This window comes from Jannaschia sp. R86511 (assembly GCF_042466345.1).
In the GTDB taxonomy this organism is placed as follows: domain Bacteria; phylum Actinomycetota; class Actinomycetes; order Actinomycetales; family JBBAYJ01; genus Aquipuribacter.
Genome location: NZ_JAXHCD010000001.1, coordinates 1626398 through 1652584, shown reverse-complemented (window position 1 = coordinate 1652584; position 26187 = coordinate 1626398). Strand labels below are relative to the sequence as shown.

General features: G+C 74.9%; 25 protein-coding genes and 1 pseudogene. 6 read left to right on the top strand and 20 right to left on the bottom strand.

Annotated elements, in window-relative coordinates; all coding sequences use genetic code 11:
* Positions 1 to 27: 27 nt before the first annotated feature.
* From amaP to SJY06_RS07895, 11 genes are all read right to left on the bottom strand, one after another.
* A complete protein-coding gene (amaP, locus tag SJY06_RS07945; RefSeq protein WP_380166355.1) occupies positions 28 to 636 on the bottom strand; it encodes an alkaline shock response membrane anchor protein AmaP in 609 nt (202 codons plus the stop codon).
* Positions 633 to 1172, bottom strand: coding sequence for a DUF6286 domain-containing protein (locus SJY06_RS07940; protein ID WP_380166353.1), 540 nt, complete (start codon positions 1170 to 1172; stop codon positions 633 to 635). Before SJY06_RS07940 ends, amaP begins: the two co-directional genes overlap by 4 nt.
* The gene (locus SJY06_RS07935) at positions 1169 to 1537 is read right to left on the bottom strand and encodes an Asp23/Gls24 family envelope stress response protein (RefSeq protein ID WP_380166351.1); all 369 of its coding nucleotides are present in this window, start codon (positions 1535 to 1537) and stop codon (positions 1169 to 1171) included. The genes SJY06_RS07940 and SJY06_RS07935 overlap by 4 nt, the downstream gene beginning before the upstream one ends.
* Positions 1534 to 1716, bottom strand: coding sequence for a hypothetical protein (locus SJY06_RS07930; RefSeq protein WP_380166349.1), 183 nt, complete (start codon positions 1714 to 1716; stop codon positions 1534 to 1536). The genes SJY06_RS07935 and SJY06_RS07930 overlap by 4 nt, the downstream gene beginning before the upstream one ends.
* Positions 1713 to 2189 carry a hypothetical protein gene (locus SJY06_RS07925; protein ID WP_380166347.1) on the bottom strand — a complete coding sequence of 159 codons (477 nt, stop codon included), beginning with the start codon at positions 2187 to 2189 and terminating at the stop codon, positions 1713 to 1715. Before SJY06_RS07925 ends, SJY06_RS07930 begins: the two co-directional genes overlap by 4 nt.
* Complete coding sequence (locus SJY06_RS07920) at positions 2186 to 2707, bottom strand: Asp23/Gls24 family envelope stress response protein (protein ID WP_380166345.1); 522 nt, start codon at positions 2705 to 2707, stop codon at positions 2186 to 2188. The genes SJY06_RS07925 and SJY06_RS07920 overlap by 4 nt, the downstream gene beginning before the upstream one ends.
* A gap of 125 nt (positions 2708 to 2832) precedes the next feature.
* Complete coding sequence (locus tag SJY06_RS07915) at positions 2833 to 3189, bottom strand: hypothetical protein (RefSeq protein WP_380166343.1); 357 nt, start codon at positions 3187 to 3189, stop codon at positions 2833 to 2835.
* A complete protein-coding gene (locus SJY06_RS07910) occupies positions 3186 to 3605 on the bottom strand; it encodes an Asp23/Gls24 family envelope stress response protein (RefSeq protein ID WP_380166341.1) in 420 nt (139 codons plus the stop codon). Before SJY06_RS07910 ends, SJY06_RS07915 begins: the two co-directional genes overlap by 4 nt.
* Positions 3606 to 3657: 52 nt before the next feature.
* Positions 3658 to 4215: an Asp23/Gls24 family envelope stress response protein gene (locus tag SJY06_RS07905; RefSeq protein WP_380166339.1), complete on the bottom strand. Its 558-nt coding sequence runs from the start codon at positions 4213 to 4215 to the stop codon at positions 3658 to 3660.
* Entirely contained in the window at positions 4206 to 4805 is a 600-nt protein-coding gene (locus SJY06_RS07900; RefSeq protein ID WP_380166337.1) for an RNA polymerase sigma factor, read from the bottom strand. Before SJY06_RS07900 ends, SJY06_RS07905 begins: the two co-directional genes overlap by 10 nt.
* Before the next feature lie 158 nt (positions 4806 to 4963).
* On the bottom strand, positions 4964 to 5137 hold the full coding sequence (locus tag SJY06_RS07895) for a CsbD family protein (protein ID WP_380166335.1): 174 nt from the start codon (positions 5135 to 5137) through the stop codon (positions 4964 to 4966).
* A 301-nt stretch (positions 5138 to 5438) separates the two neighbouring features.
* Here SJY06_RS07895 and SJY06_RS07890 point away from each other — a divergent pair, with 301 nt between their 5' ends.
* The 4 genes from SJY06_RS07890 to SJY06_RS07875 are packed head-to-tail and all read left to right on the top strand — an operon-like array spanning position 5439 to position 8946.
* The gene (locus SJY06_RS07890; protein WP_380166333.1) at positions 5439 to 6524 is read left to right on the top strand and encodes an ABC transporter substrate-binding protein; all 1086 of its coding nucleotides are present in this window, start codon (positions 5439 to 5441) and stop codon (positions 6522 to 6524) included.
* Complete coding sequence (locus tag SJY06_RS07885; RefSeq protein WP_380166331.1) at positions 6521 to 7327, top strand: ABC transporter ATP-binding protein; 807 nt, start codon at positions 6521 to 6523, stop codon at positions 7325 to 7327. The genes SJY06_RS07890 and SJY06_RS07885 overlap by 4 nt, the downstream gene beginning before the upstream one ends.
* On the top strand, positions 7328 to 8167 hold the full coding sequence (locus SJY06_RS07880; RefSeq protein WP_380166329.1) for an ABC transporter permease: 840 nt from the start codon (positions 7328 to 7330) through the stop codon (positions 8165 to 8167). It begins immediately after the preceding gene.
* The gene (locus SJY06_RS07875) at positions 8164 to 8946 is read left to right on the top strand and encodes an ABC transporter permease (RefSeq protein WP_380166328.1); all 783 of its coding nucleotides are present in this window, start codon (positions 8164 to 8166) and stop codon (positions 8944 to 8946) included. The genes SJY06_RS07880 and SJY06_RS07875 overlap by 4 nt, the downstream gene beginning before the upstream one ends.
* A gap of 105 nt (positions 8947 to 9051) precedes the next feature.
* On the opposite strand, the gene SJY06_RS07870 is transcribed toward SJY06_RS07875, so the two are convergent.
* The 8 genes and pseudogenes from SJY06_RS07870 to SJY06_RS07835 form a co-directional block, all read right to left on the bottom strand.
* Entirely contained in the window at positions 9052 to 13167 is a 4116-nt protein-coding gene (locus SJY06_RS07870; RefSeq protein WP_380166326.1) for a PQQ-dependent sugar dehydrogenase, read from the bottom strand.
* Positions 13168 to 13634: 467 nt separating this feature from the next.
* The gene (locus SJY06_RS07865; RefSeq protein WP_380166324.1) at positions 13635 to 14078 is read right to left on the bottom strand and encodes a hypothetical protein; all 444 of its coding nucleotides are present in this window, start codon (positions 14076 to 14078) and stop codon (positions 13635 to 13637) included.
* 36 nt (positions 14079 to 14114) lie between these two features.
* Positions 14115 to 16262, bottom strand: a complete 2148-nt coding sequence (locus SJY06_RS07860) for a DEAD/DEAH box helicase (protein ID WP_380166322.1) — start codon at positions 16260 to 16262, stop codon at positions 14115 to 14117.
* Positions 16263 to 16547: 285 nt separating this feature from the next.
* Positions 16548 to 17318, bottom strand: coding sequence for a GTP pyrophosphokinase family protein (locus SJY06_RS07855; RefSeq protein ID WP_380166320.1), 771 nt, complete (start codon positions 17316 to 17318; stop codon positions 16548 to 16550).
* 53 nt (positions 17319 to 17371) lie between these two features.
* On the bottom strand, positions 17372 to 19159 hold the full coding sequence (gene ggt / locus SJY06_RS07850) for a gamma-glutamyltransferase (protein ID WP_380166318.1): 1788 nt from the start codon (positions 19157 to 19159) through the stop codon (positions 17372 to 17374).
* An 85-nt stretch (positions 19160 to 19244) separates the two neighbouring features.
* Entirely contained in the window at positions 19245 to 19634 is a 390-nt protein-coding gene (locus tag SJY06_RS07845) for a hypothetical protein (RefSeq protein ID WP_380169748.1), read from the bottom strand.
* Positions 19635 to 19701: 67 nt separating this feature from the next.
* Positions 19702 to 20454 (bottom strand): annotated as a pseudogene (locus SJY06_RS07840) (Bcr/CflA family efflux MFS transporter); the annotation flags it as partial.
* Between the two features lie 177 nt (positions 20455 to 20631).
* Entirely contained in the window at positions 20632 to 22410 is a 1779-nt protein-coding gene (locus tag SJY06_RS07835) for a histidine kinase N-terminal 7TM domain-containing protein (RefSeq protein WP_380166316.1), read from the bottom strand.
* A 125-nt stretch (positions 22411 to 22535) separates the two neighbouring features.
* Between SJY06_RS07835 and SJY06_RS07830 the strand changes: the two genes are divergently transcribed.
* Positions 22536 to 24035, top strand: coding sequence for a dihydrolipoyl dehydrogenase family protein (locus tag SJY06_RS07830; RefSeq protein ID WP_380166314.1), 1500 nt, complete (start codon positions 22536 to 22538; stop codon positions 24033 to 24035).
* The gene (locus SJY06_RS07825) at positions 24032 to 25369 is read left to right on the top strand and encodes an MFS transporter (RefSeq protein ID WP_380166312.1); all 1338 of its coding nucleotides are present in this window, start codon (positions 24032 to 24034) and stop codon (positions 25367 to 25369) included. The genes SJY06_RS07830 and SJY06_RS07825 overlap by 4 nt, the downstream gene beginning before the upstream one ends.
* Here SJY06_RS07825 and SJY06_RS07820 read toward each other — a convergent pair.
* Positions 25362 to 26171 (bottom strand): alpha/beta fold hydrolase, encoded by an 810-nt coding sequence (locus SJY06_RS07820; RefSeq protein WP_380166310.1) that lies wholly within the window; start codon positions 26169 to 26171, stop codon positions 25362 to 25364. The genes SJY06_RS07825 and SJY06_RS07820 overlap by 8 nt on opposite strands.
* Positions 26172 to 26187: the final 16 nt, after the last annotated feature.

The window sequence follows — 26187 nt, the reverse complement described above, 5'->3', positions numbered from 1 at the left end:
GGAGGGCCGCGCCGGACAGGGGGACGCTCAGGCGACGGTGGTGCTGCCGCCCCCGCGGCCGGTGGTCACCAGCAGGCGACCCCGGACCTCGTCGACGCCCAGCGCGCGGGCCAGCCGGGCCTGGGCGTGGTCGCGGACGCGCTCGGTCAGCGCCCGCAGGTCGGTGCCGGGGTCGACGACCAGGGACAGGGTGAGCGTGGTCTGCGACCGGCCGCCCGACACGGCCGCGTGCGCGCTGCGTACCCCGGCGTAGCCCTCGACGTCGTGCTCGACCGCGTCGGCCACGGTCGAGGCGTCCAGGCGGGTGACGCCGCGCCCGGGCTCGCCGCCCAGGCCGATGCGGCCGGTCCCGCTGCGCCGCGGCAGCTGCGCGAGCAGCCAGCGCAGGCCCAGCAGGGCCACGAGGACCCCGAGCGCCGCCACGGCGACGGGCACCCAGGGCTGCTCGAGCAGGTAGCCGAGGGCCGCCTCGGGGAGCACGGGCTGATCCGGCGGGGCCAGACCGGGCAGGACGCCCGACAGCGCCCCGGTGGCCAGGGCGAGCACGGCGGCCCCTGACAGCAGGAGGACGGCGCCGAGCAGCGCCAGCAGGGTCCGGTTGAGCCGTCCGGGACGGCTGGACATGGTGGTGCTCACGCGTCGCTCCTCGTCGTCGTGGTCCGGACCTGCACCCTCGGCCGGCGGGCCAGCGGGATCGCGGCCAGGCGGTCGGTGACCGCCTGCTCGACGCGGGCCCGCAGGTCGCCGACGTCACGCAGCCCGGACCGGGCCCGGACCTCGACCCGACCGTCGCGCACGGTGGCGTCGGCGCGGTCGACGCCGTCGACGTCCTCCGCCGCGGCCGCCACGGCCCGCCGCAGCCCGGTGCGGGTGATGCCCGCCCGGGGACCGGTCGCGCCCGCGCCCTGCAGGGCGAGCACGACCCGCCGCCCCGGCAGCAGCGCGGCCAGCAGGGCCAGGAGGCCGAGCAGGAGCAGGACGGCACCGGCGGCGACGACCACGGGGTCCTGCCACGGGGCCCCGGCCAGGGCGCGGGCCAGCGGCCCGGCCGTCCCGGTGGGGTCCTGGCCCAGCAGGTGCCCGAGGGCGGCGGTGGCCGCCCAGGCGCCGAGCGCCAGCAGCGCGAGCCCGGCGACGACCGCGGGAACTACCCGTCGGGTGCGGCGACTCACTCGACCCTCCTCGTGGCCGGGGTGCCGGTCACCAGGCTGGTGACGCGGATGTCGACCTGGGCGACGCGCAGACCGGTCAGGCTGCTCACCCGCTCGTCCACGCGACGTCGCACGGCGCCGGCCACGTCGGCCACGGGCTCGGGGTAGGTGACGGACATCTCGACGTCGACGGTGACGACGCCGCCGTCGACGTGGGCGTCGACCACGGGGTGGTCCTGCAACTCGTCGTCGCCGAGCGCGATGCCGAGCACGCGGCGGGCGGCGCCCCCGGCGGCCGGGACCTCGGTGACGGCCCGCCCGGCGATCTTCTGCACGACCCGGTCGGCGACCGTGGTGACGCCACGCGGGTCCGCGGGCACCGTCACCGTCGGCTGCGCTGGTCGCCGACCAGCGCCGAGACGTCGAGCTGGCCGCTGAGGACGCGACCGACCAGCAGGCCGGCGGCGCCGAACAGCAGCACGACGACGAAGGCGGCGAACCCGCCGAACGCGGCGGCGAAGCCGAGTGCGAGGCCGGCGGTCAGACCCAGGGTGGTGGTGCTCATGACGCGTTCTCCTCGCGACCGGCGGACCGGTCGGGCTCGTTGGGTGCGGGGGTGGTGACGGCCTCGTCGGCCGCCGCCCGCTCGGCGGCCTGCTGGACGGGGTCGACGACGTCGGCCACGACCACGAACACGTCGAGGCCGCCGGCGAGCGGGGTGGCCGCCTCGCGGACGGTCTCGCCCACGCCGGGCAGGGACCACGGCTCGACGACCACGTGCAGCTCGACGCTGCCCGGTCCGCGGCCGAGGCCGGACCCGGTGTCGGGGCCGGGCCCGGGGCTCACCCGGACGCCGACGACGCGACGGCCGGGCAGGTAGGTCCCGATCTCGCCGAACCGCCCGCCGTGCAGCCCGACCACCCCGGGGGTGGCCAGGACGGCGGCGGCGAGGACGTCGGCGAGGTGCTCCGCACGAGGGTCCTCACCGCCGACCGGCGGGCGGGACGGCACCGACGCGGGCGTCGGTGCCTGGCTCACTGGACGCGGGGCTCGGCGGACTTCGAGCGCTCCTGGCCCTGGCGGGAGTCGGCCTCGTCGTCCTGACCGGGCAGGTAGATGTCGTCCACCGTGATGTTGACCTCGATGACGTCCAGGCCCGTCATCCGCTCCAGCGACTGGATGACGTTGCGACGCACGGCGTCGGCCACGTCGGGGATCGCCACGCCGTACTCGACGACCAGGTCGACGTCGACGGCGGCCTGGCGCTCGCCGACCTCGACGCTGACGCCCTGGCTCACGCTGCTGCTGGCGCCGGGGATGCGCTCGCGGATCGCGCCGAAGGCGCGCGAGGCGGAGCCACCGAGGGCGTGCACGCCGTTCACGTCGCGGGCGGCCATGCCGGCGATCTTGGACACGACGACGTCGGCGATCGTGGTGCGGCCGTCCTGGCCGACGAGGTCGGTGCCGGTGCTGCGCTGGTCGCGACGCGACCCGTTGCGCTCGCTCACGGCGTCGCCGGTGCTGCTGGCGCTGCTGGTGCTGGTGGGGTTGCTCATGGGGTGCTCCTCGCGTTCATGGTCCTGGGTCGGCGACGTCCCAGGAGGACGTCGCTCACCCTGATAGACACACGACGCACGCAGACGTCACGCGGTCCGGGCGACGAGTTCGTCGAGGTCCCGCGTCAGCGGTCGTCGAAGGCCGAGCGGGCCAGCTCGGCCACGACGAGGCGCACCGGCACGTCGGCCCACCGCGTGCCGGCGAGCGCGTGCCGGACCGCTCCCCCGGCCCGCTCCAGCAGGGGCGGCAGGGGCAGGCGGAGTGCGACCAGCCTGACCTCGACGAGGTCCTCGGAGACGCTCACGGCCATCCCCTCGTCGCCGCCGGTCAGCCGCAGCGCCTCCTTGCGCAGCGGCACGAGCAGCGACAGCCCCGCCACGGACCCCACGGCGTCGGCCACGACGTCCCGGACCTCCGACCGGCTGAGCCCGGCCGGCCCCGGACCACCGGGTGACGACACGGGCACGACGTCGCTGCTCACGAGCGGACCCCCGTGCCGTGGGCGTCGGCCGTCGCGTCGCCCAGGGCCACGTCCAGGACCGACACGGCCACCCGGACCTGCCGCAGCCCGACGTCGGTCACCAGCGCCTCCACCACCCGGCGCTGCACCTCGTGCGCGCACGCGGTCACCGGGAAACCGGCCTGCACGGCCAGGAAGACGTGCACGTCGGCCTCGTCCCCCACCAGCTCCACGTCGACCCCGCCCGTGTCGGCCGGGCGGTCCTCGTCGTCGGAGTCCGCCCTGACCTCGTGCCGGGCGCGGACGGCGAGGCGCTGCACCAGACCGCCCAGGCCCGTCTCGACCCGCAGCACCCCGGGGGTGCGGCGCGCGGTGTGGGCGGCGACCGCGGCGACGACGGACTCCGCCAGCACCACCTCGACGGCGGCGGCGCTCATGCGGCGCCCGTGCCGCACCCGGCGGCGCTCGGCGCCGGGCTCACGCTGGGGCTCATGTCTCGTCGTCCCAGACGTCCTCGACCTCGACGTCGATCCCCGCCACGTCGAGCCCCACGTGCTCCGTGGCCACCGCCCGCACCCGGTCACGGACGACGTCCACCGTCGCCACGGAAGTCCCGCCGGAGAACCGCACGCTGATGCTGAGGTCCACCCGGACCGAGCCGTCCTCGAGCCGGTGCAGCCGGCAGCGCCGCGCCCGGACGCCGTCGACGGAGTCGGCCGCGAAGCGGAGGACGGCGGCCACGGCCTGCTCGCTGATGTCGACCGGCCCGTGCTCGCCGGGGGCCAGCGGGAGCCGGCTGGTGCGCCGGACGTCGGCGCGGACCGCGGCCATGATCCGGCTCGTCAGGGTGGGCGGCGGGGTCAGCGACTCGTCGTCGTAGACCGCCCGGGTCGCCTCGGCCAGCGCGGCCAGGCTCGCGAGCGCCGTCCGGCAGTGGGGGCAGCCCTGGACGTGGGCGTCCGGCGCGGACCCCATCGTGTCCCACAGGTCCTCGACGTGACGCCCGCAGGGCAGGACGTGGGCGCCGGTGCGGCTGCTCAGCGCCATGGCTGCATCGCCTCCGCGAGCTCGACGCGCGACCGGGCGATCCGACCCCGCACAGCCGTCGCGCTGACGCCGAGGATACCGGCGATCTCGGCGTAGGAGCGGTCGTGGACCTCCCGCAGCAGCCAGGCCGCTCGCTGCTCCGGGGTCAGCCGCTGCAGCGCGACGGTGAGGGCACGGACCTGCTCGGCGGTCTCCGCGGCCCGCTCGGGCTCGCCCTCGGGCGACCGCGACTCGGTCAGGTCGAGGTCCACCTCGGCCCGCGGGCGGCGGGCCCGCAGCACGTTCAGGCAGCGGTTGGTCGTGGTCCGGTACAGCCACCCCGGCAGCGCGGCGCCCTCGCGGATCTCCGGCAGCCGACGCCACGCGGCCAGGAAGACCTCCTGCACCACGTCCTCGGCGTCCCCGCGGTTGCCCAGCATCCGGTAGGCCAGGCGGTACATCTGCGACTGGTAGCGCTGCACCAGGACCTCGAAGGCGTTGACGTCCCCGTCACGCGCCCGGACCACCAGCGTGCCGTCGTCCAGCCCGCGCCCGGCGATGGGCTCGGACGCGGGTCCCACGCCGGGTCCGTCCGCGGTCGCTGTCGTCACCGGGTCATCGCTCGCTCTCCGTCGTCCGTCGTCCTGCGCCTCGCGGGGCGCCTGTCGCAACCTAGTCCGCCCGGGCACGGACGACGACCCGGCCGGGCCCGCACGAGCGGGTCCGGTCGGGCCGTCGGGGCGCGGCCCTCCGTCCGCGCGGGCGGCGCCTACGTGCGGAACGCGTCCTTGACGTCCTCGCCGGCCTGCTTGAGCCCGGCCTCGCCCTGCTGGGCGCGCCCCTCGGCCTTGAGCTCGTCGTCGCCGGTGCGCTCGCCCGTCGCCTCCTTGGCCTTGCCCACGAGCTCCTCGGCCTTGTTCGAGATCTTGTCGCCGATTCCCATGCTGAACCTCCGTGTCGACATCCCCGCGGATGCTCCGCGCGGGCGTGCCGTCCCCACGTCGGGGCAGGCGCCACGACGGACGGACGAGGACGGTCACACCCCTTCAGACACGCGTGGGCCGAGAACGTCACGCACCGGGGACCGACGGACGGGACGCCGTCGCGGCCGGTTCCGGTTCGTCACGAGGCGGAAACGTCGCACACGCACCGCCGAAACGCGGGCTGCCTACCTTTCACCAGCCGGGGGTCCTCCCCCGCGCGAGCCGGCCGCGACCGGACCCTGCCCCCTCTGGGAGTTCATGATGCGCACGTCCCCCCTCGGTCGTCGTCCCGCGGACCTGGTCCGCACCGCCACCGCCCTGCTGGCCGCCGGGCTCGTCCTGGCCGCCTGCGGGTCCGACGACACCGCCGGCGGTGACGCGGAGCCGAGCGGGGAGGCCGCGGCCGCCGCCGACCACGGCGACATCACGGTGCAGCTGTCCTGGATCAAGAACGCCGAGTTCGCGGGCGAGTTCTTCGCCGACGCCAACGGCTACTACGACGAGGCCGGCTTCGGCGAGGTCACCCTCAACGCCGGTCCCGGCGCCACCGAGTCGATCGTGCTGTCGGGCGGCGCGGACTTCGGCCTGACCAACGCGGTGACCGTGGGCCAGGTGATCGCCGAGGAGGAGGCGCCGCTGAAGATCGTCGGCACGACCTACCAGAAGAACCCGTTCACCATCCTGTCGCTGGCCGACGGCGGCGACATCGCCACCCCGGCCGACCTGGTCGGCAAGCGGATCGGGGTGCAGGCCGGTGGCAACGAGACGCTGTTCGACGCCCTGCTGGTCGCCAACGACATCGACCCCGCCGACGTGGAGAAGGTGCCGGTCGAGTACGACCCGTCGCCGCTGGTCAACGGTGACGTGGACGGCTTCCTGGCGTACATCACCAACGAGTCCATCACGGTGGAGTCGGCCGGCGAGGAGGTCACCAACCTGCTGTTCGCCGACAACGGGCTGCCTTTCGTGGCCGAGAGCGTCATCGCGACCGACGAGACCATCGCGGAGCGGCCGGACATGGTCAAGGCGTTCCTCGAGGCCGAGATCCGCGGCTGGCAGGACGCCCTGGCCGACCCCGAGGAGGGAGCCCGGCTCGCCGTCGAGGAGTACGGCGCGGACCTGGACCTGGACCTCGAGAAGGAGGTCGCGCAGGCCACCACCCAGAACGACCTGCTGATCGTCACCGAGGAGACCGAGGCCAACGGCATCTTCACGATCAGCGACGAGCTGGTGCAGCAGAACCTCGACACCCTGGCCACCGCCGGCATCGAGCTGGAGGCCGACGAGCTGTTCGACCTGTCCCTGCTGGACGAGCTGCTGACCGAGAAGCCCGAGCTGATCGGGTGAGCCAGGGGCAGGGCACCGCCGGCGCGCACGCCACCGGCACCGGGGTGCGGATCGACGGGCTGGGCAAGACGTTCGCGATGGGCCGGCGCAGCGTCGTCGCGCTGGAGGACGCCACGCTGTCCACCGCCCGGGGCACGTTCCTGTCGCTGCTGGGGCCCTCGGGCTGCGGCAAGTCCACCATCCTGCGCATCCTCGCCGGCCTGGAGACCCCGACGGTCGGCACGGCCCTGGTCGAGGGCCGCACCCCGCTGGAGCTGCGCCGGGACCACCGCCTGGGCATCGCGTTCCAGGACTCGGCGCTGCTGCCGTGGCGGTCGGTCCGGGCGAACATCCGGCTGCCGTTCGAGGTGTCGGGCGAGAAGCCGGACGAGGCGCTGGTCAGCGAGCTGGTGCGCCTGGTCGGCCTGGAGGGGTTCGAGGACGCCAAGCCCGGCCAGCTGTCGGGCGGGATGCGCCAGCGGGTGTCCATCGCCCGCTCGCTCGTCGTCCAGCCGTCGGTGCTGCTGCTCGACGAGCCGTTCGGCGCGCTGGACGACATGACCCGGCAGCGGCTCAACGTCGAGCTGCTGCGGATCTGGACCGAGAAGCCCGCCACCACGCTCATGGTCACCCACGGCATCTCCGAGGCCATCTTCCTGTCCGACCTGGTCGCGGTGATGAGTCCGCGCCCGGGCCGGATCAGCGAGGTGATCGAGGTCGACCTGCCCCGGCCGCGGCTCCCGGAGATGATGCGCACGCCGGAGTTCCACGCCCTCCACGACCGCGCCTCGGAGCTGCTGTTCGGCACGGTCGGCGGGCACTGAGTGGGCGCCCCGGCCCCGGCGGCCCCGACCGCCCCCGTCCCGCCCACCAGCCGCTGGACGGTGGACCGCGACCGCACGAGGGCCGTGCTGTCGGGTACCGGCGGCGTCGTCGGCCTCGTCGCCCTGTGGTGGGTCCTGGCGGTGACGGTGTTCGCCGACAAGCTCGTCCCCACCCCGCCGGGCGTCGTGCAGCAGTGGGGCGAGGACGGGCTCGGGTTCTACCGGGACAACTTCCTGGCGACGGTCGACGAGGCGGTCCGGGGGTTCGCCTGGGGCAACGGCCTCGCCCTGCTGCTGGCCTCGCTGGTGCTGCTGGCCCCGTGGACCGAGAAGGTCATCACCCAGGTCGCCGTCATCAGCTACTGCATCCCCCTGGTGGCCATCACCCCGATCCTCTACATCGTCATCGGCCCGCCGGCGGCCGGGGAGCCGTCCGGCACGGCCGTGGCGCTGGCCGCGATCTCGGTGTTCTTCACCACCGTCGTCGGCGCCGTCCTCGGGTTCCGCTCCGCCGACCCCGCGACCCTGGACGTGGTGCAGGTCTACGGCGGCGGCCGGTGGCAGCAGCTGTCGCGGGTGCAGCTGGTGTCCGCGGTGCCGTCGATCCTGTCGGCGCTGCAGATCGCGGCCCCGGCGGCGTTCCTGGGCGCGATCCTCGGCGAGTACATCGGCGGGGTGGACCGGGGCGTCGGCCCGGCCCTGGTCAACGCCCAGCAGAGCCTGGACGCCGAGCGCGCCTGGGGGATGATGATCGTCTGCGGGCTGGTCGCCGGAGCGGGGTACGGCCTGTTCGCCCTGCTGGCCCGGCTCGTCACCCCGTGGGCCAGGGGCACCCGGTGACGGGTGTGCTGCGGGCCCTGGGCGGGGCGGCGCTGACGCTCGGCATCGTCCTGGTGGTCTGGGTCGCGTTCCTCGAGCTGCTCGACGTCTCGCCCTACGTCGGCAAGGGGCCGCTCGACGTGTGGGCGTACCTGTTCACCGAGGACGACGCGGCCGAGAACCGGGCGCAGGTCCTCGACCTGCTCGGCACCACGCTGGCGGACGCGGCCCTGGGCTTCGTCGCGGGCATGGTCGCGGCGGTGGCGCTGGCCTGCGCGATCGTGGTGTCCCGGTCCGCGCAGAGCACGATCATGCCGGTGGCGATGCTGCTGCGCTCGGTGCCCCTGATCGCCATGACCCCGGTCATCTCGATGGTGTTCGGCCGGGGCACGGTGACCGTGGCGGTCATCGCGGGCATCGTCGTGCTCTTCCCGGCCCTGGTGACCATCGTGTTCGGCCTGCGCTCCACGAGCCCCCAGCTGCACGACGTGGTGGCGGTGTACGGCGGGTCGACGTCGGCCCGGCTGCGTACCGTCGACATGCCCTCGGCGCTGCCGTCGTTCTTCGCCGCCGTGCGCATCTCGGTCCCCGGAGCCATCACGGGGGCGCTGATCGCCGAGTGGCTCGCGACCGGCCAGGGCATCGGCTACGGCGTGGTGTCGGCGCTCGGTCGGGCCCAGAACACCACCGTGTGGGCCCTCGTGGTGGTGATCACGCTGGTCTCGCTCGCCCTGTACACCGTCGCGCAGGTGCTGGAGCAGCTCGTGCTGGCCCGCATGGGCGGACCGTCGCGGGGCTGAGGGCCCCCGACCATCCACGACCACCCGATCCCGGACGGACGACCGGGCCGCCGGCAGGTTCGCCGACGACCCGGTCACGCCCGCTCAGCGGGCCCGTGCGACCTCTCAGTACGAGAAGGTGGTGAGGAACTCGAAGCTGTCACGGGCGAACTCGGGGCTCGCAGGCGCCCCGTCCCGCTCGATGACGTAGTACGCCACGTGACCCTCGGCGGCGTCGAAGATGGGCGCCCAGTCGATCTCGCCCTCCCCCACGTCGGTCGGGATGGCGCGGGCGGCCCCGTTGAGCAGGCCGTCCTTCACGTGGAGCAGGGAGATCCGGTCGCCGTAGGTCTCGAGCAGACCCACGGTGTCGACGCCGGCGTCCTCGGCCCAGAGGATGTCCAGCTGGAACGTGACGAACTCGGGGTCCGTGAGGGGCACGAGGGCCTCCCACGCCGAGGTGGTCTCGCCCGTGTCCGGGTTGGTGACCCGGGTGGTGAACTCCCACTGGTGGTTGTGGCCGAAGATCTTGCCGGTGCCGTTGGCCACGGACTGCTCACCGAGGGTGTTCATCGCCTGCGCCGTCGCGACGACGTCGGCGTAGGTGCTGGTGCCGTTGCTGGCGATGCTGGGCGGCGGGAACCCGCCCGAGCCCACGAACTGCTGCCCGACCGCCTTGCCGAAGGCCAGGTTCGCGGCGAACCCGGTCGGCGAGACGTTGCCGTGCGAGCTGGGCTGGGCCAGGCCGTAGGAGTCGAGCAGCGCGGACCAGGTCTGCGCGTCACGACCGCCGTAGGTGCCACCGAACGGCTCCACGTTCTGGAACCCGATGTCCTCCAGCTCGCCCAGGACGGTCGTGATGCCGACCTGGTTGACCCAGCCGGCGTAGCTGAACATCTGGATCGAGATCTGGTCGGGCGACAGGCAGCGCGAGTCGCACTCCAGGTCGCGGACCAGCTCCTCCACGTCGCGGACGAGCAGCTCGTCGTCCGTCCGGTCGAGGAAGCGGTTCAGCTGCTCCACCGCACGGGTGTCGCGGCCGGCGGCCTCGTGACGCTCGGCCTGGCCGAGGAAGGCCCTCAGCTGGGCGAGGTCGCGCTTGGACACGTCACCGGACGCGGCGAGCCGCGCCAGGTTGGCCGACACGTCGGCGTACGACGTCTCGACCAGGATGGTCGCGGCGAAGGTCTCGCTGCGGCCGGCGTTGTCCGTGGCGGTGACGACGACCTGGTGACGACCCAGGGACAGGTCCCACAGGTCGATGGTGTCACCGTCGACGACGTCGCCGTCGACCATGGTCACGACCGAGGCGATGCCGGAGGCGGCGTCGCTGGCCTCGACGCCCAGCGTGAGGCTGTCCGAGCTGCCGTAGGTCTCGCCCGCGGTCACCCCGGTGACGGTGAGGGCCGGGTCGACCGTGTCGATCGAGATCGTCGTGGTCCCGACCTCCGAGATGTTGCCGGCGCTGTCGATGGCCCGGTACAGGACCGTCGTGACGCCCTCGGCGTTTAGGTTGAACGGGTTGATGTTGCCGTTGTTGGACCGCACGTTGGTCCAGGTCGTCCCGCCGTTGAGCGAGTACTCGACCCGGGCGAGCGCGCCGTCGTCGGTGGCGGCGAGACGCACCGCGACCGGCTTGGTGGTGAACCAGCCGTTGGCCCCCTGGGGCGCCTCGGGCGTGGTGGTCAGGCTGACCGTGGGAGCCGTGACGTCGGCCGCGCCGTCGCCGATGAACTCGAAGGTGTCGACCTCGACGCCACCGGTGGTGGTCACGTAGACCGTGCCGGTGCCCTCGGGGAAGGCGGTGACGTCGCCACCGACCGTCTCCCACGACGCGGAGTCCACGTCGAAGGTGGCGAACGGCGTGGCGTCCAGGGCGTCCCAGCGGAAGGCGAGCTCGCCCTCGCCGCTGGCCCGGACCTCGACGGCGTCGATGTTGACGAAGTTCACCGGCTCGTAGGCGAGGTGGTCGCCCGCGTCGAACGAGGTGACCTTCGACAGCGCACCGGCGGTCTCGTCGGCCACGACCTCGATGCCGGACTGGACGTCGGCGTGCTCGGCCTCCTGCGTGAACGGCTTGAGGATGAGCGAGGTCTCACCCCGCGCGGGCGGGATGTCGCCGTTGCCGGCGTCGGTGTAGTTGGCGACGACGACCGAGAACAGCTTCTCCGTCACGCCGTGCTCCGGCGCGTCGGGCGAGGTGTTCCAGGCGCCCTGGCAGCCGCTGCCCAGGACCTCCGGGTGCGCGTGGTCGGCGTGGCCGAGACCCAGGGTCCAGCGCAGCCGCGTGCAGACGGGGGTCGTGCCGTCCTCCGGGTCGGAGACCGAGAACTTGTAGGGGATCCGGTCACCCCACTCGAAGAACGAGCCGTCGGCCGGGTAGTCCACCGACAGGGTCGGCGCGACGTTGCCGACCGTGATGGCGAAGGACGTGATGCCGATCTTGCCCTCGGGGTCGGTGACCCGCAGGCCGACCGGGTACTGGCCCAGCTCGGCGAAGGTGTGGGTGGCGGTCACGCCCGTGGCGTCGTAGACGCCGTCGGCGTCGAAGTCCCACTCGTAGGTGAGCGCCGCACCCTCGGGGTCCGTGGAGCCGGAGCCGTCGAACGTGACGGTCAGCGGCGCCTCGGAGGAGCTGATCGGGTCAGCCTCGATGACGGCGTTCGGGGACTTGTTGCCCGGCGCCCAGTCGACCCGGTAGAGGCCGGCCTCGGGGTTCTGCCGGAAGAAGCCGTTGCCGTAGTCGAGGATGTACATCGACCCGTCGGGGCCGAACTCGATGTCGATCGGGCTGTCGGTGATGGCCTGCACGTTGTTGCGCAGGTCGGCGTTGGGCAGGAAGTGCGTGATCTCCGTGACCGGGCCGTCGAAGTCCGGGATGGTCAGCGCGGCGATGTAGTCCTGGCTGAACTCGTACAGGAACGCCTTGCCGTCCCAGTACTCCGGGAACTTACCGTCGGCGGTGCTGGCCTCGTCGTAGCGGTACACCGGGCCACCCATCGGGCCCTGGCCGCCGGCCGGGCTGAAGTCGGTCAGCTCGGGCCAGGGCTGCTCATCGGTGGTGTCGCCGTACCAGAGCTGGGGGGCCGTGGCCGGGGGCAGCACGTCCAGGCCGGTGTTCCAGGTCGAGTTGTTCTCGGCACCGGTCTCGCAGGTGAAGAACGCACCCGGGGTGGCCGTGGCGAAGTCCCACTCGTTGTAGTTGGCGTTCGGGCCGTGGCAGTAGGGCCAGCCGCCGTTCAGCGGGCCGGTCGTGCTCTGCCACTCCACGTAGCCCTTCGGGCCGCGCTGCGGGTTGGCGGTGCCGGAGTCGGGGCCGTAGTCGCCCCAGACGACGGCGCCGGTCTGCTGGTCGATGTCCATGCGGAACGGGTTGCGCAGGCCCATGACGAACAGCTCGGGACGGGTGCCCGCGGTCCCGGGCTCGAAGAGGTTGCCCTCCGGGATCGTGTACGACCCGTCCTCCTGCACGTCGATCCGCAGGATGGCGCCACGCAGGTCGTTCGTGCTGCCGGCGCCGCGACGGGCGTCGAACCCGGGGTTGAACCCGGGGGCGTTGTTGTTCGGCGCGAAGCCGTTCGACCCGGGGGTGCTCGCCGGGGTGTTGTCACCGGTCGACAGGTAGACCAGGCCGTCGGCGTCGAAGGCGACGTCACCGGCGACGTGGCAGCACTGCCCGCGCTGGACCTCGACCTTGATGATGACCTGCTCGGTCGACATGTCCAGGTTGCCCGCCTCGGCGTCCCACTTGACGCGGGTGAGCTGGTTGTAGCCCTTCCAGCGGTCCCAGTAGGAGATGTCCTCGCCCGCGGGCAGCGTGTTCGGCGCCGAGCCGGTCGGTGTGGTCTCGGGGTACGGCGCCTCCATGACCCGGGGCGCGTAGTAGAGGTAGACCCACTGGTTGGTCTCGAAGTCCGGGTCCAGCGTGACGGTCTGCATGCCGTCCTCGGAGTTGGCGTACACGTCGACCGTGTTGACGACCTTGGTGATGCCCGTCGAGGGGTCCGTGTGCCGGATCGCCCCGTTGCGGGCCGTGTGCAGGACCGTCAGGTCGGGCATCACGGCCATGTCGATCGGCTCGCCGACCTCCTTCGTGATGGTGATCTTCTCGTAGTTGTCCCAGTTCAGCGCGTCCTCGGCGCTGACCTGGTCGTCCTGCGCGGCTGCGCCCGGCAACGGACCGGCGACGACGAGCGCCGCCGCGAGTCCGAGCAGGGCGAGCTTCCTGCGTCTAACGTTCATGGGTGGTACTACCTCTCGTCAGGGCGTGGTACCTGGGGGCCCCGTCGCCGACCTGCCGCTGCAACGGCAGGACCCCTCGGTGGCGGGGTTCTTCGTGGGGGGTGCGATGTCACGGGTGGTGCGGTGTGACGTGTGGTGCGTCGCCCTCCTGGGCTCAGGGGCTGCGGGGCGGGCGCCTGCAGGAGGGACCGCCGACGGACCGGTACGGACCCGGTGGGACCGGCGGTGCCGGGCGGTGCAGGCGGGGACCGGACGGGCGGGGACGGCAACGGTGCCGTGCGCCTCCCGTCGTGCCCGACCTGGGGGGTGCGGCGGGCAGCAGCTGCGTCATGGTGCGCCGACAGCGCGACTCACCACGGACAACTCTGACCATGACGCTGAACCTAGGACCCCTTTTAACAGGGGTCAAGCAAAAGGTGCGCTCACATCGACGAACTTGTCGGGCGGGCTGCGATATGTCCCGGATGTCAGGGTTCGGACCGTCTCCGCCGGTCCCGCCAGGCCCGCCACGCCCCGGTCGACCAGAGCGCCCACACCACCAGCAGCGGCTGGAAGGGCAGCCGCAGCAGGCGGGCGAGGTCGCTGTCCAGGCCGAACGCGTCGGTCCGGGTGAGCAGCTGCGACACGTTGCCGGGGAACACCGCGACGAAGAACCCCGCGACCAGCCAGCCCACCAGGGCGCGGCGTCGGCGGGGAGCCGCCAGCAGGGCGGCCCCCAGACCGATCTCGACCACCCCGGAGGCCAGCACCACGACGTCGGCGTCGACGGGGAACCACGGCGGCACCTGGGCCCGGAACTCCTGCCGGGCGACGCTCAGGTGCGCCACCCCGGCCAGGGCCAGGGCCAGACCGAGGGCGAGCCGCGCCGCGGTCCGCCAGGGCCCGGATCCTGCCGCCCCGTGCGGTCGCACCGCCCCGCTCGGACGCCCCACCCCGTCCGGCACCGCTCAGCGCGCCCGGAGCGCGTCCGTGAGCAGGAGCACCAGCGCCTCGAGCTGGACGTCGGCGGAGGAGGCCACCTCGGCGTCCGAGCCGTCCAGGGCCCGGGCGGCCAGCCCCGCCTTGGCGTCGATGAGCGTCGCGATCCGGGCGTCGACGGTCTGCGCGGCGATCACCCGCCAGGCCGTCACCGGCCGGTCCTGACCGATCCGGTGCACCCGGTCGATCGCCTGGGTCTGCTCGGCGTCGGTCCACGACAGCTCGGCCAGCACCACGTCGGAGGCGACCTGCAGGTTGAGCCCCACCCCGGCCGCGGTCAGCGAGCAGACGGCCACGGCCACCTCGGGGTCCTGCACGAACGCGTCGACGTTGCGCTGGCGCACGGTACGGGTCTGGTCGCCGCGGATGGAGGCGAACCGGATGCCGCGCTGCGCGAAGGTCTGCTCCGCGACGTCCATGACGTCCACGTGCTTGGCGAACAGCACGACCTTGCCCACGCTGTGCGCCAGCTGCGCCGTGTAGTCGGCCGCCAGCCCGGCCTTGGCCTGGCCGATGCGGCGCATCATGCTGAACACGTTCTCGCCCGACTCGGCCTTGGCCGCCTCGTCCCGCTCCCAGCGGGCCACCAGGCGCACCAGGTCGTGGTCGATGCCGCCGGACACGTCGGAGACGTCGGCCCCGGCCCCCGACAGCGGGCCCGAGGTGCGCGTGACCAGGGCGGTCTCGTAGCGCTGCACCATCCGGCGGGCGAGCTCGCGCTCGGCGGCCCGGATCGACCGGCCGGCCTCGCCGTCCAGCTCCACGGGCAGGTCGGCCACGCGGCGGGCCGGGATGTCCGCGGCCACGTCGACCTTGCGGCGCCGGACGATGCCCAGGTCGATGACGCTGGCCCGCGCGGCGGGACGGAAGCCCGGGTCGACCGGCGTGAGACCGGTCGCCACGAGGGAGTGCATCAGGTCCGCACGCGGCTTCTTGTCGTCGATCCAGCCCAGCAGCTGCCAGATGGCCCGGAAGTCCTCGACGTCGTTGATGAGCGGCGTGCCCGTGAGCGCCATCATCAGCGGGTTGACGGTGCGGGCGCGGATCCGGTCGGCCACCTGCAGCACGTGGCGGGAGCGCTGCGACGACTTGTTCTTAATGAAGTGCGCCTCGTCGACCACCATGCCGCGGAAGCCGAGGTCGCCGAGCCAGCCCACGTGGCGGTCGAGGATCTCGTAGTTGACCACCACGACGTCCGCGAAGCCGTCGACGGTGTCGCCGTCGCCGTGCACCACGGTCACCGGGTGCCCGGGGGTCCACATCTCGGCCTCACGGGCCCAGTTGGTCTTGACGACGTTGGGCACGACCACCAGCAGCGGGTAGGCCTTGGCCGCCTGCGCCGCGAGCAGGGCCTGGGCCGTCTTGCCCAGACCGGGCTCGTCGGCCAGCAGGAACGTGCGGTGGCCCGCGGCGGCCGCGGCCACCACCTCGGCCTGGTGCTTCATCAGCACGTGCCCGCCCGGGCCCTGCAGCGACGACGGCTCGGGCAGCTCCATGCAGGAGGACGCCCCGCCCTCCTCGAAGGCCCGGAACAGGGGTCCCAGCAGCTCCCAGTCGCTGAGGTGGCTGGGCCGGGGCTCGCGGGTGACCGGGGTGGAGAAGTCCGGCACCAGGAACGGGTTCGACAGCTGCCGCGAGACGACCGAGCGCGGCACGACCCGCCGCTCGGCCCCCGGGTCCGGCTGCACGACGGTCCGGGTGACCTCCTCCGGCGGCGGTTCGTGGCCGGCGGCCAGCAGCATCTCGCGCTTGAGCTCCCGGGCCTCGAACGGGACCTCGGCGTCGTCGGCCAGCAGCTGCAGCAGGGTGGTGTCCCGGGCGGCCGTGCGCGCCAGGGCCGTGGCCACCCCGTCCAGCCGCTTGAGCTGCTCGTTGCGCCGCGACTCGTTCAGCGACTCGTCGGCCTTGGCCCGGGCCCGCTCCTCGCGCACCAGCAGGGCGACCACCTGGAACGTCGTCCGGCCGGACGAGCCGAGCGGGCCCCGGCGGACCTTGCCCTCGACGTCACGGACGGCGCGGGCCAGGGCCGGGACGAGCCCCTGCTCGTCGGTCCGGGCGCGCCGGCCGTCGCGGGTGGCGGTACCGCCACCGGGACCTCGCTGGCTTCGTCGAGCCACTGACTCCTCCTCCTCCGGGTCTCCCCGGGACGCGCCCGACCCGACGGGCCACGGTGCACGCACGACGGCCGCACCCCGACCGGCGGACGCAGGTCGTCGGCCGGACCCGGCCGACCGTCACGACCGGCGCCGGGCGGGCGTGCGGCCTGCGCGGTGCGGTCGGGTGGTGTCTCGCGGGGCGAGCCCGCCGTCCTGCGGCCGGGACGCACTGCCCGGCCACCGCAACCATACGACGTCCGGGCCGCCCAGGGGACCCCGACACCGCCGGAGGGGTCCGACCACGCCTCAGCGTGACCCGCGCTCACCGTCGCGGATGCGCCGCAGGTGCTCCAGGGCGTCGTCGGAGGGCACGATCGGGTCCCCCCGGCGGGGCCCCGGGGCGCGGTCGCCGTGGACCCGCCGGTGCAGGTCCTCCATCAGGGTGTCCAGCTCGGCGGCGGTCGCGGCCGAGCGGGCCAGACCGGTGACCACGTCGTCCGGGACCTCGTGGTCGTACTTGTAGTGGATCTTGTGCTCGAGGCTGGCCCAGAAGTCCATCGCGATGGTCCGCAGCTGCAGCTCCACCGTCACCGGGACGGTGGCGTCGGACAGGAACACGGGGACCTGCACCAGCAGGTGCAGGCTGCGGTAGCCGTTGGGCTTGGGCCGGGCCACGTAGTCCTTGACCGCCAGGACCGTCAGGTCGTCCTGCTGGGACAGCATGTCGGCGATGCGGTAGACGTCGGAGACGAACGCGCACGTCACGCGCAGGCCGGCGATGTCGGTGATGGTGGTGCGGATGGCCTCGAAGGACGGGTCGCAGCCCTTGCGGGACACCTTGTCGATGATGGACTCGGGCGTCTTGAGCCGGGCGCTGACGTGCTCGATCGGGTTGTGCTCGTGCAGGTGCAGGAACTCCTCGCGGAGGATCTCGATCTTGGTCGTCATCTCCCGGATGCCGAACTGGTACTGCAGCATGAACCGGGCGAACTCGGCCCGCAGCTGCACCAGCTCGTCCAGCGTGGGCGCGGAGCCGGGTCGCAGGACCCGCTCGGCCTCGGCCGCGTCAGCACTCATGCCGACCAGCGTCCCGCACGTACCTGGGAACGGGCCGGGGCCGACGGGCCGGGTCAGGGCGAGGCGGTGACCACCATGGCGCTGCCCCCGCCCCGCCGCGTCGGCTCGGCCACGGCCTGGAGACGGCCGTCGGGCAGCAGCTCGACACCCGTGGCGGCGCCGATCTCGGCCGTGGTGGTGAAGGCGTGGCCCCGCTCCTGCAGACCGGTCCGGTCGAAGCCCGGCTCGGCCTGCACCGCGGCGCTGTTGCGCTGCGAGGCGCGCGGCGCGGCGAGGGCCTCCGGCAGGCTCATGCCCAGGTCGACCCGGTTGACGAGGGTCTGCAGCACCGTGGTGATGATGGTCGCCCCGCCGGGCGAGCCGAGGGCCAGCAGCGGCTCGCCGTCGGCCAGCACGATCGTGGGCGCCATGGAGCTGCGGGGCCGCTTGCCCGGACCCGGCAGGTTGGGGTCGGCGCCGCCCTGCGTGTCGGTGAAGTTGAAGTCCGTCAGCTCGTTGTTGAGCAGGAACCCCCGCCCGGGCACCACGATCCCCGCCCCGCCGGTCTGCTCGATGGTCAGGGTGTAGGCCACGACGTTGCCGTCGGCGTCGGCCGTGGTCAGGTGCGTCGTCGACTGCCCCGGGGCCTGCGCCAGGCCCACCGCCCCGGTGTCGTCGCAGCCGCCGTAGGACCCGTCCGGCACCCCCGGCGCCAACGGCTTGGCCAGGGCCTGGTCGGGCCGCACCAGGCAGGCGCGCTCCGCCGCGAAACCGTCCGACAGCAGCTCGGCCAGCGGGACGTCGACCGCGTCGGCGTCCCCGACGTAGCGGTTGCGGTCGGCGAAGGCCAGGGCCGAAGCCTCCAGGTAGTGGTGCTCCACCTGGGCCCGCGACGTGGTCGCCGGCAGCGCCTCGAGGATGTTGAGCGCCTCGCCGACGGTGGACCCGCCCGAGGACGGCGGGGCCATGCCGTAGACGTCCAGACCGCGGTAGCCCACGGCGGTCGGCTGCCGCAGGGGCGCGGTGTAGGCGGCCAGGTCCGCGGTGGTCATCAGCCCGGGCCGCACGGTCCGCGTCACGTCGTCGGCCACCGGGGGGTCCTGCACCGTGGCGACCACGTCGTCCCCGACCTCGCCGGAGTACAGCACCGCCACGCCCTCGCGGCCCATCAGGTCGTAGGTGTCGGCCAGGTCGCGGTTGCGGAACCAGGACCCGACCGGGTGCGGCCGACCACCGGGCAGGAACAGCTCGGCGGTGGAGGTGAAGTCGTCGAAGCGCGCGGCGTTGGCGGCCGTCTGGTCCCGGAACGTCTGGTCGACCCGGAACCCGCTGCGGGCCAGCCGGGACGCCGGCCGCAGGGCCTGGGCGAGGTCGAGGGTGCCCCACCGCTCGAGCGCGACGTCCCAGGTCTCGGGGGTCCCCGGGACCCCGACGGACAGCCCGGACGACACCGCCTCGCCGAACGGGATCGCCGCACCGCCCTCGACGAAGGAGTCCGCCCGCATGGCCTGCGGCGCGGTCTCGCGGCCGTCGATGGTGTGGACCTGGCCCGTGGCCGCCTCGTAGTAGACGAGGAAGCCGCCGCCGCCCACCCCGGCGGAGTACGGCTCGGTCACCCCGAGCGCGGCCGCCGAGGCCACGGCGGCGTCGACGGCGTTGCCGCCCGCCCGCAGCACGCCGATCCCCACCCGGGTGGCGTCGGCGTCCACGGTCGCCACGGCTCCGCCGGTGCCCTCGGCCACCGGCACCTTGGCCCGCTCCCGCGGGGCGCCGGAGGCGGCCGGCGCCACCCCGACGGTGACCACGGCCAGCGGCACGGCGGCCAGCAGGAGGGTGAGGAGCGGACGAGGGGTTCGGCTCACGACGGCCTCCGGCGCTGGACGGGTGGTTCAGATCACCCTAGACAGGGCGAATCACCCGGACAACGGCTGACGCGGAACCCGGGGGTCAGTGGGCGGCGGCCATCGCCGCCGCGCCCTCGGGGTCGGGCAGCTGCCAGGGCCGCACGACCACGACGAGGACCACGGTGGCCAGCACCAGCGCGCCCAGGATCGACACGCCCATCGCCACGGCGTCGTTGCCCAGCACGCCGACGAGCGGGGACACCACGGCACCGATGCCGAACTGCACCGCGCCCAGCAGCGCGGCCGCCGCGCCCGCCGCCTCGCCGTGGCGCGACAGGGCCAGGGCCGGGGCGTTGGGCAGGGCCAGCCCCGTGGCGAACAGCACCGCCCACAGCGGCACGACGACCCCCAGCAACCCGCCGGCGCCGCTCAGCGCGAGCACCAGCAGCCCGGCCCCGGACACCGTGCCGGTGATGGTGCCGGCCAGCAGCACCTGCGCCGGGGAGAACCGGCGCAGGAACAGCGGGTTGAGCTGGGTGGCCGCGATCAGCCAGAAACGCCCCGGCGCCGAACAGCAGCCCGAACTGCTGCTCGTCCAGGCCGAACTGGCCCTGGTAGACGAAGGAGGACCCGGCGACGTAGCTGAACAGCCCGGCCATGGTCAGGCCCGCGACCAGCACCAGGCCGACGTAGGCCCGGTCGCGCAGCAGGCCGCGGTAGGTGCTCATGGTGGCGCCGAGGCGCAGCGGGCGGCGGGCCTGCGCCGGCAGGGTCTCCCGCAGCGCCAGGTAGCCCAGCCCGATGAGCAGCACGCCGTAGACCGCCAGCAGCGCGAACACCCCCCGCCAGGACGTGAACCGCAGCACCTCGCCGCCGATCGTGGGCGCGAGCACGGGCGCGGCGCCCATGACCAGGAACAGCCGCGACAGCATGGTGGCCGCCGCCCGGCCGTCGTACAGGTCGCGCACCACGGCCAGCGCCACGACGGCACCCGCCGCGGTCCCCACGCCCTGCAGGACGCGCAGCGCGCCCAGCACCTCGATGGTCGGGGCGACGATGATCAGCAGGGACGCCAGCACGTGCAGCGCGGTGCCGGCCAGCAGGGGGCCGCGCCGGCCGAGCGCGTCCGACAGCGGCCCGATGACCAGCTGGCCCAGGGCGAGCCCGACCAGCGTCCCGGTCAGCGTGAGCTGGACCGCGGCCTCGGTGGTCTGCAGCTCGTCGGCGATGGTGGGCAGCGCCGGCAGGTACATGTCGATCGTCAGCGGACCGACCGCCACGAAGGCTCCGAGCACCAGGGCGGTGCGGGCCATGGGCGGGACCGCGCGGTCCGGGCTCGGGCCCGGCTGGTCGGCGGCCTCGGCCGTGGGCGTGGTGGGGGTGGCGGTCACGCAGCGCGGCAACCGGCCGCGGCCCGGGTTTGTTCCCGCGACCGACGAACCCGACGCCGCCCCGACGGCCCCGCCCCGACGGACCCGCCCCCGGGTCTGTCAGTCCCGGACCGCCGAGGCCCGCAGCAGCAGCACGGCCAGGTCGTCGCCCGGCGCCCCGCCGTGCCAGGCCCGGACCGAGCCCTCGAGCAGGGCCAGCACCCCCTGCGCGCCGCCGGGGGCGACGACGTCGGCCGCGGCCAGCACGTCGGCCACCCGCTCCACGCCGAGCTCCTCCCCGGCGGCGTCCCGGGCCTCGACGAGACCGTCGGTGAACAGGCACAGGGCGTCACCGGGGAACAGCTCGACCGTGGTGGGCACCACCTCGGGCTCAGTGACCACGCCCAGCGCCGTCCCCGGCTCCCCCACCGGCTCGACACGACCGTCGGCCCGGCGCAGCAGCGGCTGCGGGTGCCCGGCGAGCGCGACCTCGGCCCGCACGCCGCCCGGTCGCGGGTGCAGCACGACCAGGGCCAGGGTGCAGAACCACTCGTCGTCCTCGTCCCGCTCCCCCGGTCCGCCGGCCCCGGCCAGGGCGGTGTTGAGCGCCCGCAGCAGGCCGTGCGGGCCGGCGGCCCCCGGGGCCAGTGCCCGCACCGTGAAGCGGACGCGGGCCGTGACCGCCGCGGCCTCCGCACCCTTGCCGGCGACGTCGCCGAGGACGGCGCACCAGCGCCCGTCGCCGAGCGGGAACACCTCGTAGAAGTCACCGCCCACCCCGCCGCCGGCCGGGCGGTACAGGGCCGTGGCCAGCATGCCCGGCACCACGGGCAGCGGCGCCGGGCGCAGCGCGCTCTGCAGCGCCGAGGCCACCCGGGTGCGCTCCCGCAGCAGGCCGGCCACCTGCTCCTCCGCCGCCCGGCGCTCGGTGATGTCGCGCAGGACGAGCACCTGCCCGGCCCCGACGCCCGAGCGGTCCAGCAGCGGCTGGTCCCGCACCTCCAGCGTCCGGGTGCCGCCGTCGGCCGCGGGCAGCTGCACCTCCTCGGCGGGCAGGCCCGGCAGCAGGTCCGCCACGCCCACCCCGACGGGCGTGCGGGCCAGGCCCAGCTGCCGCCGGGCGGCCGGGTTGGCCTCGACGACGCGACCCAGGGCGTCCACGACGAGGATCCCGTCCGCCAGGCCGTCCAGCACGACGTCCCGCGCCACCCGGGCCAACGTCATCAACCGACCGTGCAGCAGGCCCTGCACCAGCACGGCCCCGGTCAGCACGAACAGGAACGGCGTCAGGTCGACCAGCGCGAACGGCCCCACCCCGAGGTTGAACAGCAGGTTCGCCGTCCACGGCAGGACGGCGGCCAGGGCCAGGACGACCGACAGGCCCCGGTAGGCGCGGCTGGCCCGCACCAGGCCGCGCAGGAAGGTCACGGTCGCCACCAGCACCACGAGGTAGGCGTAGACGGCGTGCACCCAGAACAGCGGGCCGACGGAGACCACCGGCAGCGCCTCGTCCAGCTGCGAGGGGGGCAGGTACCGGAACAGGTTGTGCGTAGGGGGCCAGGCGAGCGCCAGCAGCACCAGGGCCGGCTCCACGGCCAGCAGCAGCAGGGTGCGGGGCGTGACCAGGGCGCGCCGGCCGGTGAACAGCAGGACGAAGACCAACCAGGCCGGGGGCACCAGCACGATGCCGACGTACTTGAGGTCGCCCCACAGCACCCGCTCCACCGGGTCGACCACCGACAGCTCGATGGCCCCGGCCAGGCCCCACCAGGCCGCCGCGAGCAGCAGCAGCGCGAGCGGCCGGCCGGCCCGGGCCTGGCGGGACCGCGCGACGGACAGCGCCAGGCCGGCCAGGAAGACCCCGGCCACCACCAACGCCCCCGCGAGAAGCTGAGCCACCGACCCATGGTGGTCGCTCCCGGGCCCGGTTGGCGGGATTTCTGGCGACACCGCCCTGACGGCGCATCGGCCGCACCCCCAGACTGGGGGCCACCCGCCCGCCACCCCCGCCCGGAGGTCTCCCGATGCGCTCCCGTGAGTTCGACCTGCTCGTCGTCGGGGCCGGGGCGACCGGCCTGGCCGCCGCCCGCACGGCCCGCGCCGCGGGCCGGTCCGTGGCGCTGGTGGAGGCCGCCCGCCCCGGCGGCGACTGCACCCACCACGGCTGCGTGCCGAGCAAGACCCTGCTCGACGTCGCCCACCGGGTGTCCGCCGCCCGGCAGGGGCACCGCTACGGGGTGGGCGAGCCCGGCCCCGTGGACTTCGCCCGGGTGATGCGCCACGTGGCCGACGTGATCGCCGAGGTCGAGCAGGACGAGTCGCCGGACCTGCTGCGCCGCGAGGGCATCGACCTGCTGACCGGCTGGGCGCGCTTCGTCGACACGTCGGCGGAGCGCAGCACCGTCGACGTCGACGGCAGCCGGGTCCGGGCCCGCCGGGTCGTGCTCGCCTCCGGGGCGCACGCCGCGGTGCCCCCGGTCGACGGCCTGGCCGACGTGCCCCACCTGAGCAACGCCACCGTGTTCGACCTGCGGGAGCAGCCGGGTCACCTGCTGCTCATGGGCGGCGGCGCCATCGGGGTCGAGCTGGCCCAGGCCTTCGCCGGGCTCGGCACGCCGGTGACGCTGGTCGAGGGGGCCGACCGCATCCTCGGCAAGGAGGAGCCGGAGGTGTCGGCGGTCATGACCCGCGTGCTGACCGGCCAGGGCGTCGACGTGCGCACCGGGGCGCAGGTCACCTCCGCCCGCCCGGGTCCGGACGGGGCCGTGGTGCTCACCCTGGCCGACGGCGCCCAGGTGTCCGGCTCGCACCTGCTCGTGGCCGTCGGGCGGCGACCGGCCACCACCGGGCTGGACCTGGACCGGGTGGGGATCCGCACCGGGCCCGGCGGGGCGGTCGTCACCGACTCCCAGCTGCGCACCACCGCGCCGGGGGTCTGGGCCGCCGGCGACTGCACGACGCCGCTGCAGTTCACCCACGTCGGTGACGCGCAGGGCCGGCTGGCCGCGGCCAACGCGTTCGCCCGCGGCGGCCGGACCGACAAGCTGGGCGGGCTGCTCGGTGGGCTGCTGGGTGGCTCGGGCACCTTCGACCCCCGGGTCACCCCCTGGGTCACGTTCACCGAGCCCGAGGTCGGCCGGGTCGGGCTGACCGAGGCGGAGGCGTTCGCCCGGTACGGGTCGCGGGCCCGGGTGGCCGTGGTGACCATGGCCGAGACCGACCGGGCGCGGACCGCCGCGAGCACCGAGGGCTACGTCAAGCTGGTCGTCGGCCCGCGGCGGGTGGCCCCGCACCGGCTGCTGGACGAGGTGGTCGGCCTGACCGCCGTCAGCCCCCACGGCGGGGAGCTCGCCCACACCGCGGCGCTGGCCATGCGGACCCGCATGCTGGCGGCGCGGCTGGCGCAGACAGTGGCGCCGTACCCGACGTACTCCCTGGCGCTGCGCATCGCGGCGGCCCGGCTGTTCGGCACGGTGGGCGGGCAGACCTGGCGGCCCGCTCGGGCCGAGCCGGCCGCGGGGTGAGCGGCGACCGGTCGCGACCGGCCGCGACCACCTCGGGCACGACCTCCGACGGGACGCCCGACGGGACCTCGGACGCCGCCCTCGCGGCGCTGCACCGCCGCACCCTGCGCGTCCTCGTCGGGTCGCAGGTGCTGGCCGGTGCCGGCCTGGCCGCGGGGGTCACCGTGGGGGCCCTGCTGGCCGAGGACATGCTCGGTACGCGGGGCCTGGCGGGGTTGCCGGCCGCGCTGTTCACCCTGGGCTCGGCCGCGGCCGCCGTCGGGGTGGGACGGCTGTCGCAGCGGCTGGGCCGCCGGCCGGGGCTGACCGCGGGGTACGCCGTCGGCGCGGTCGGCGGGGCGCTCGTGGTGCTGGCCGCCGCTCTGGACAGCGTCGCCCTGCTGCTGCCCGCGCTGCTGCTGTACGGCTCGGGCACGGCCACCAACCTGCAGGCGCGCTACGCGGGGGCCGACCTGGCCCCGGCCGAGCGGCGCGGCCGGGCCGTGAGCACCGTGCTGGTCGCGACCACCCTGGGCGCCGTGGTCGGGCCCAACCTCGTGGGGGTCATGGGCCAGGTGGCGAGCGCGATCGGGGTGCGGCCGCTGGCGGGCCCGTTCCTGCTCGCCTCGCTGGCCTACGCCGGCGCGGCGGTCGTGGTGTGGACCCGGCTGCGCCCGGACCCGCTGCTGGCCGCGCGCGCGGCGGCCGCCACCGAGGGCACGGCGGGCCCGGCCGGGCCGGCTGCCGCGACGCCGGCCCACCCCGGCGCCCCGGCCTCGACCGGGCGCGACCTGCCCGCGCTCCGCCTGGCCGCCACGGCCATGGTGGTGACGCAGCTGGTGATGGTGGCCGTCATGACCATGACACCGCTGCACATGCGCGACCACGGCCACGGCCTGGCGGCGACCGGTCTGGTCATCTCGGTCCACGTCGCCGCCATGTACCTGCCGTCGCCGGTGTCGGGCCGGCTGGCCGACCGCTACGGCCGGCGTCCGGTCGTGGCCGCGGCCGGGGCCGTGCTGCTGGCCGCCGGGGTGCTCGCCGCCCTGGCCCCACCGGACTCGGTGACCGTCCTCGCCGTCGCCCTGGCCCTGCTGGGGCTGGGCTGGAACCTCGGCCTGGTCGGTGGCACCACCATGCTGACCGACGCGGTCCCGCTCGCCGACCGGGCCCGGACGCAGGGGGACGTGGACCTCGGCGTCGCGCTGGCCGGGGCCGGCGCGGGGATCGGCAGCGGCGTCGTGGTCGCGTTCAGCAGCTTCGCCGCCCTGGGCCTGTCCGGTGGGCTGCTCGCGCTGGCCATGGTGCCGGCCCTGCTGGCCGGGCGGCGACGGGTCGAGGACCCCGTCAGGTAGCGAGGAAGTCCGCCAGCAGCCGGCGGAACGCGGCGGGGTGCTCCTGCTGGGGGACGTGGCCGCAGCGGCCGAACGCGTGCAGCCGCACGTCCGGCAGGGCCTCCAGCAGCGGCAGCACCGACTCCACCAGCGGGGTGACGCGGTCCTGGGCCCCGTGCACGAGCAGCACCGGGGCCTGCACCCGCGCGAGCGTCGCTACCGGCAGGGTCAGGTCCGCCACCCAGCGGGCCCGTGGGGCCGGGAACAGCCGGGCGAACGCCTCGGCGCCGGCGGTCATGGCCGCGGCGCGCCCGGCGACGGCCTCGTCGGTGACCAGCGCCGGGTCCAGCAGCAGCCGCCGGAGCATGTCCCGCGCCCCCGCGGGACCGGGCGGGGCGGCCCACAGCGCGTCGAGGTCCGGCGAGAGCGACGCGCACGGTGCCCCCATCGACCCCACGGCCACCACCCGGCTCACCCGGTCGGGGTGGGCCGCGGCCAGCGACAGCGCCACCGCGGCCCCCATGGAGTGGCCGACGACGGCGTAGGCGCCGTGGCCCAGCGCGGCCATCAGGGGGGACGCCTGGCCGGTCCAGACGTCCAGCCCGCCCCGCGACCCGGTCGGCAGCGGCGTCCGACCGAAGCCCGCCTGGTCCGGGGCCACCGACCGGACCGTCGGCGCCAGGGCCTCCGCCGTGGCCCGCCAGGCCCCGGCCCCCGTGGTGCCGGGGCCGGAGCCGTGCAGCAGCAGCACCGCGGGCCCGGCCCCAGCCTCCAGGACGTGCACCGGGGCACCGTCGACGTCGACGGTGCGGGTGCCCGTCACGGGCCCGCGGCGCGAG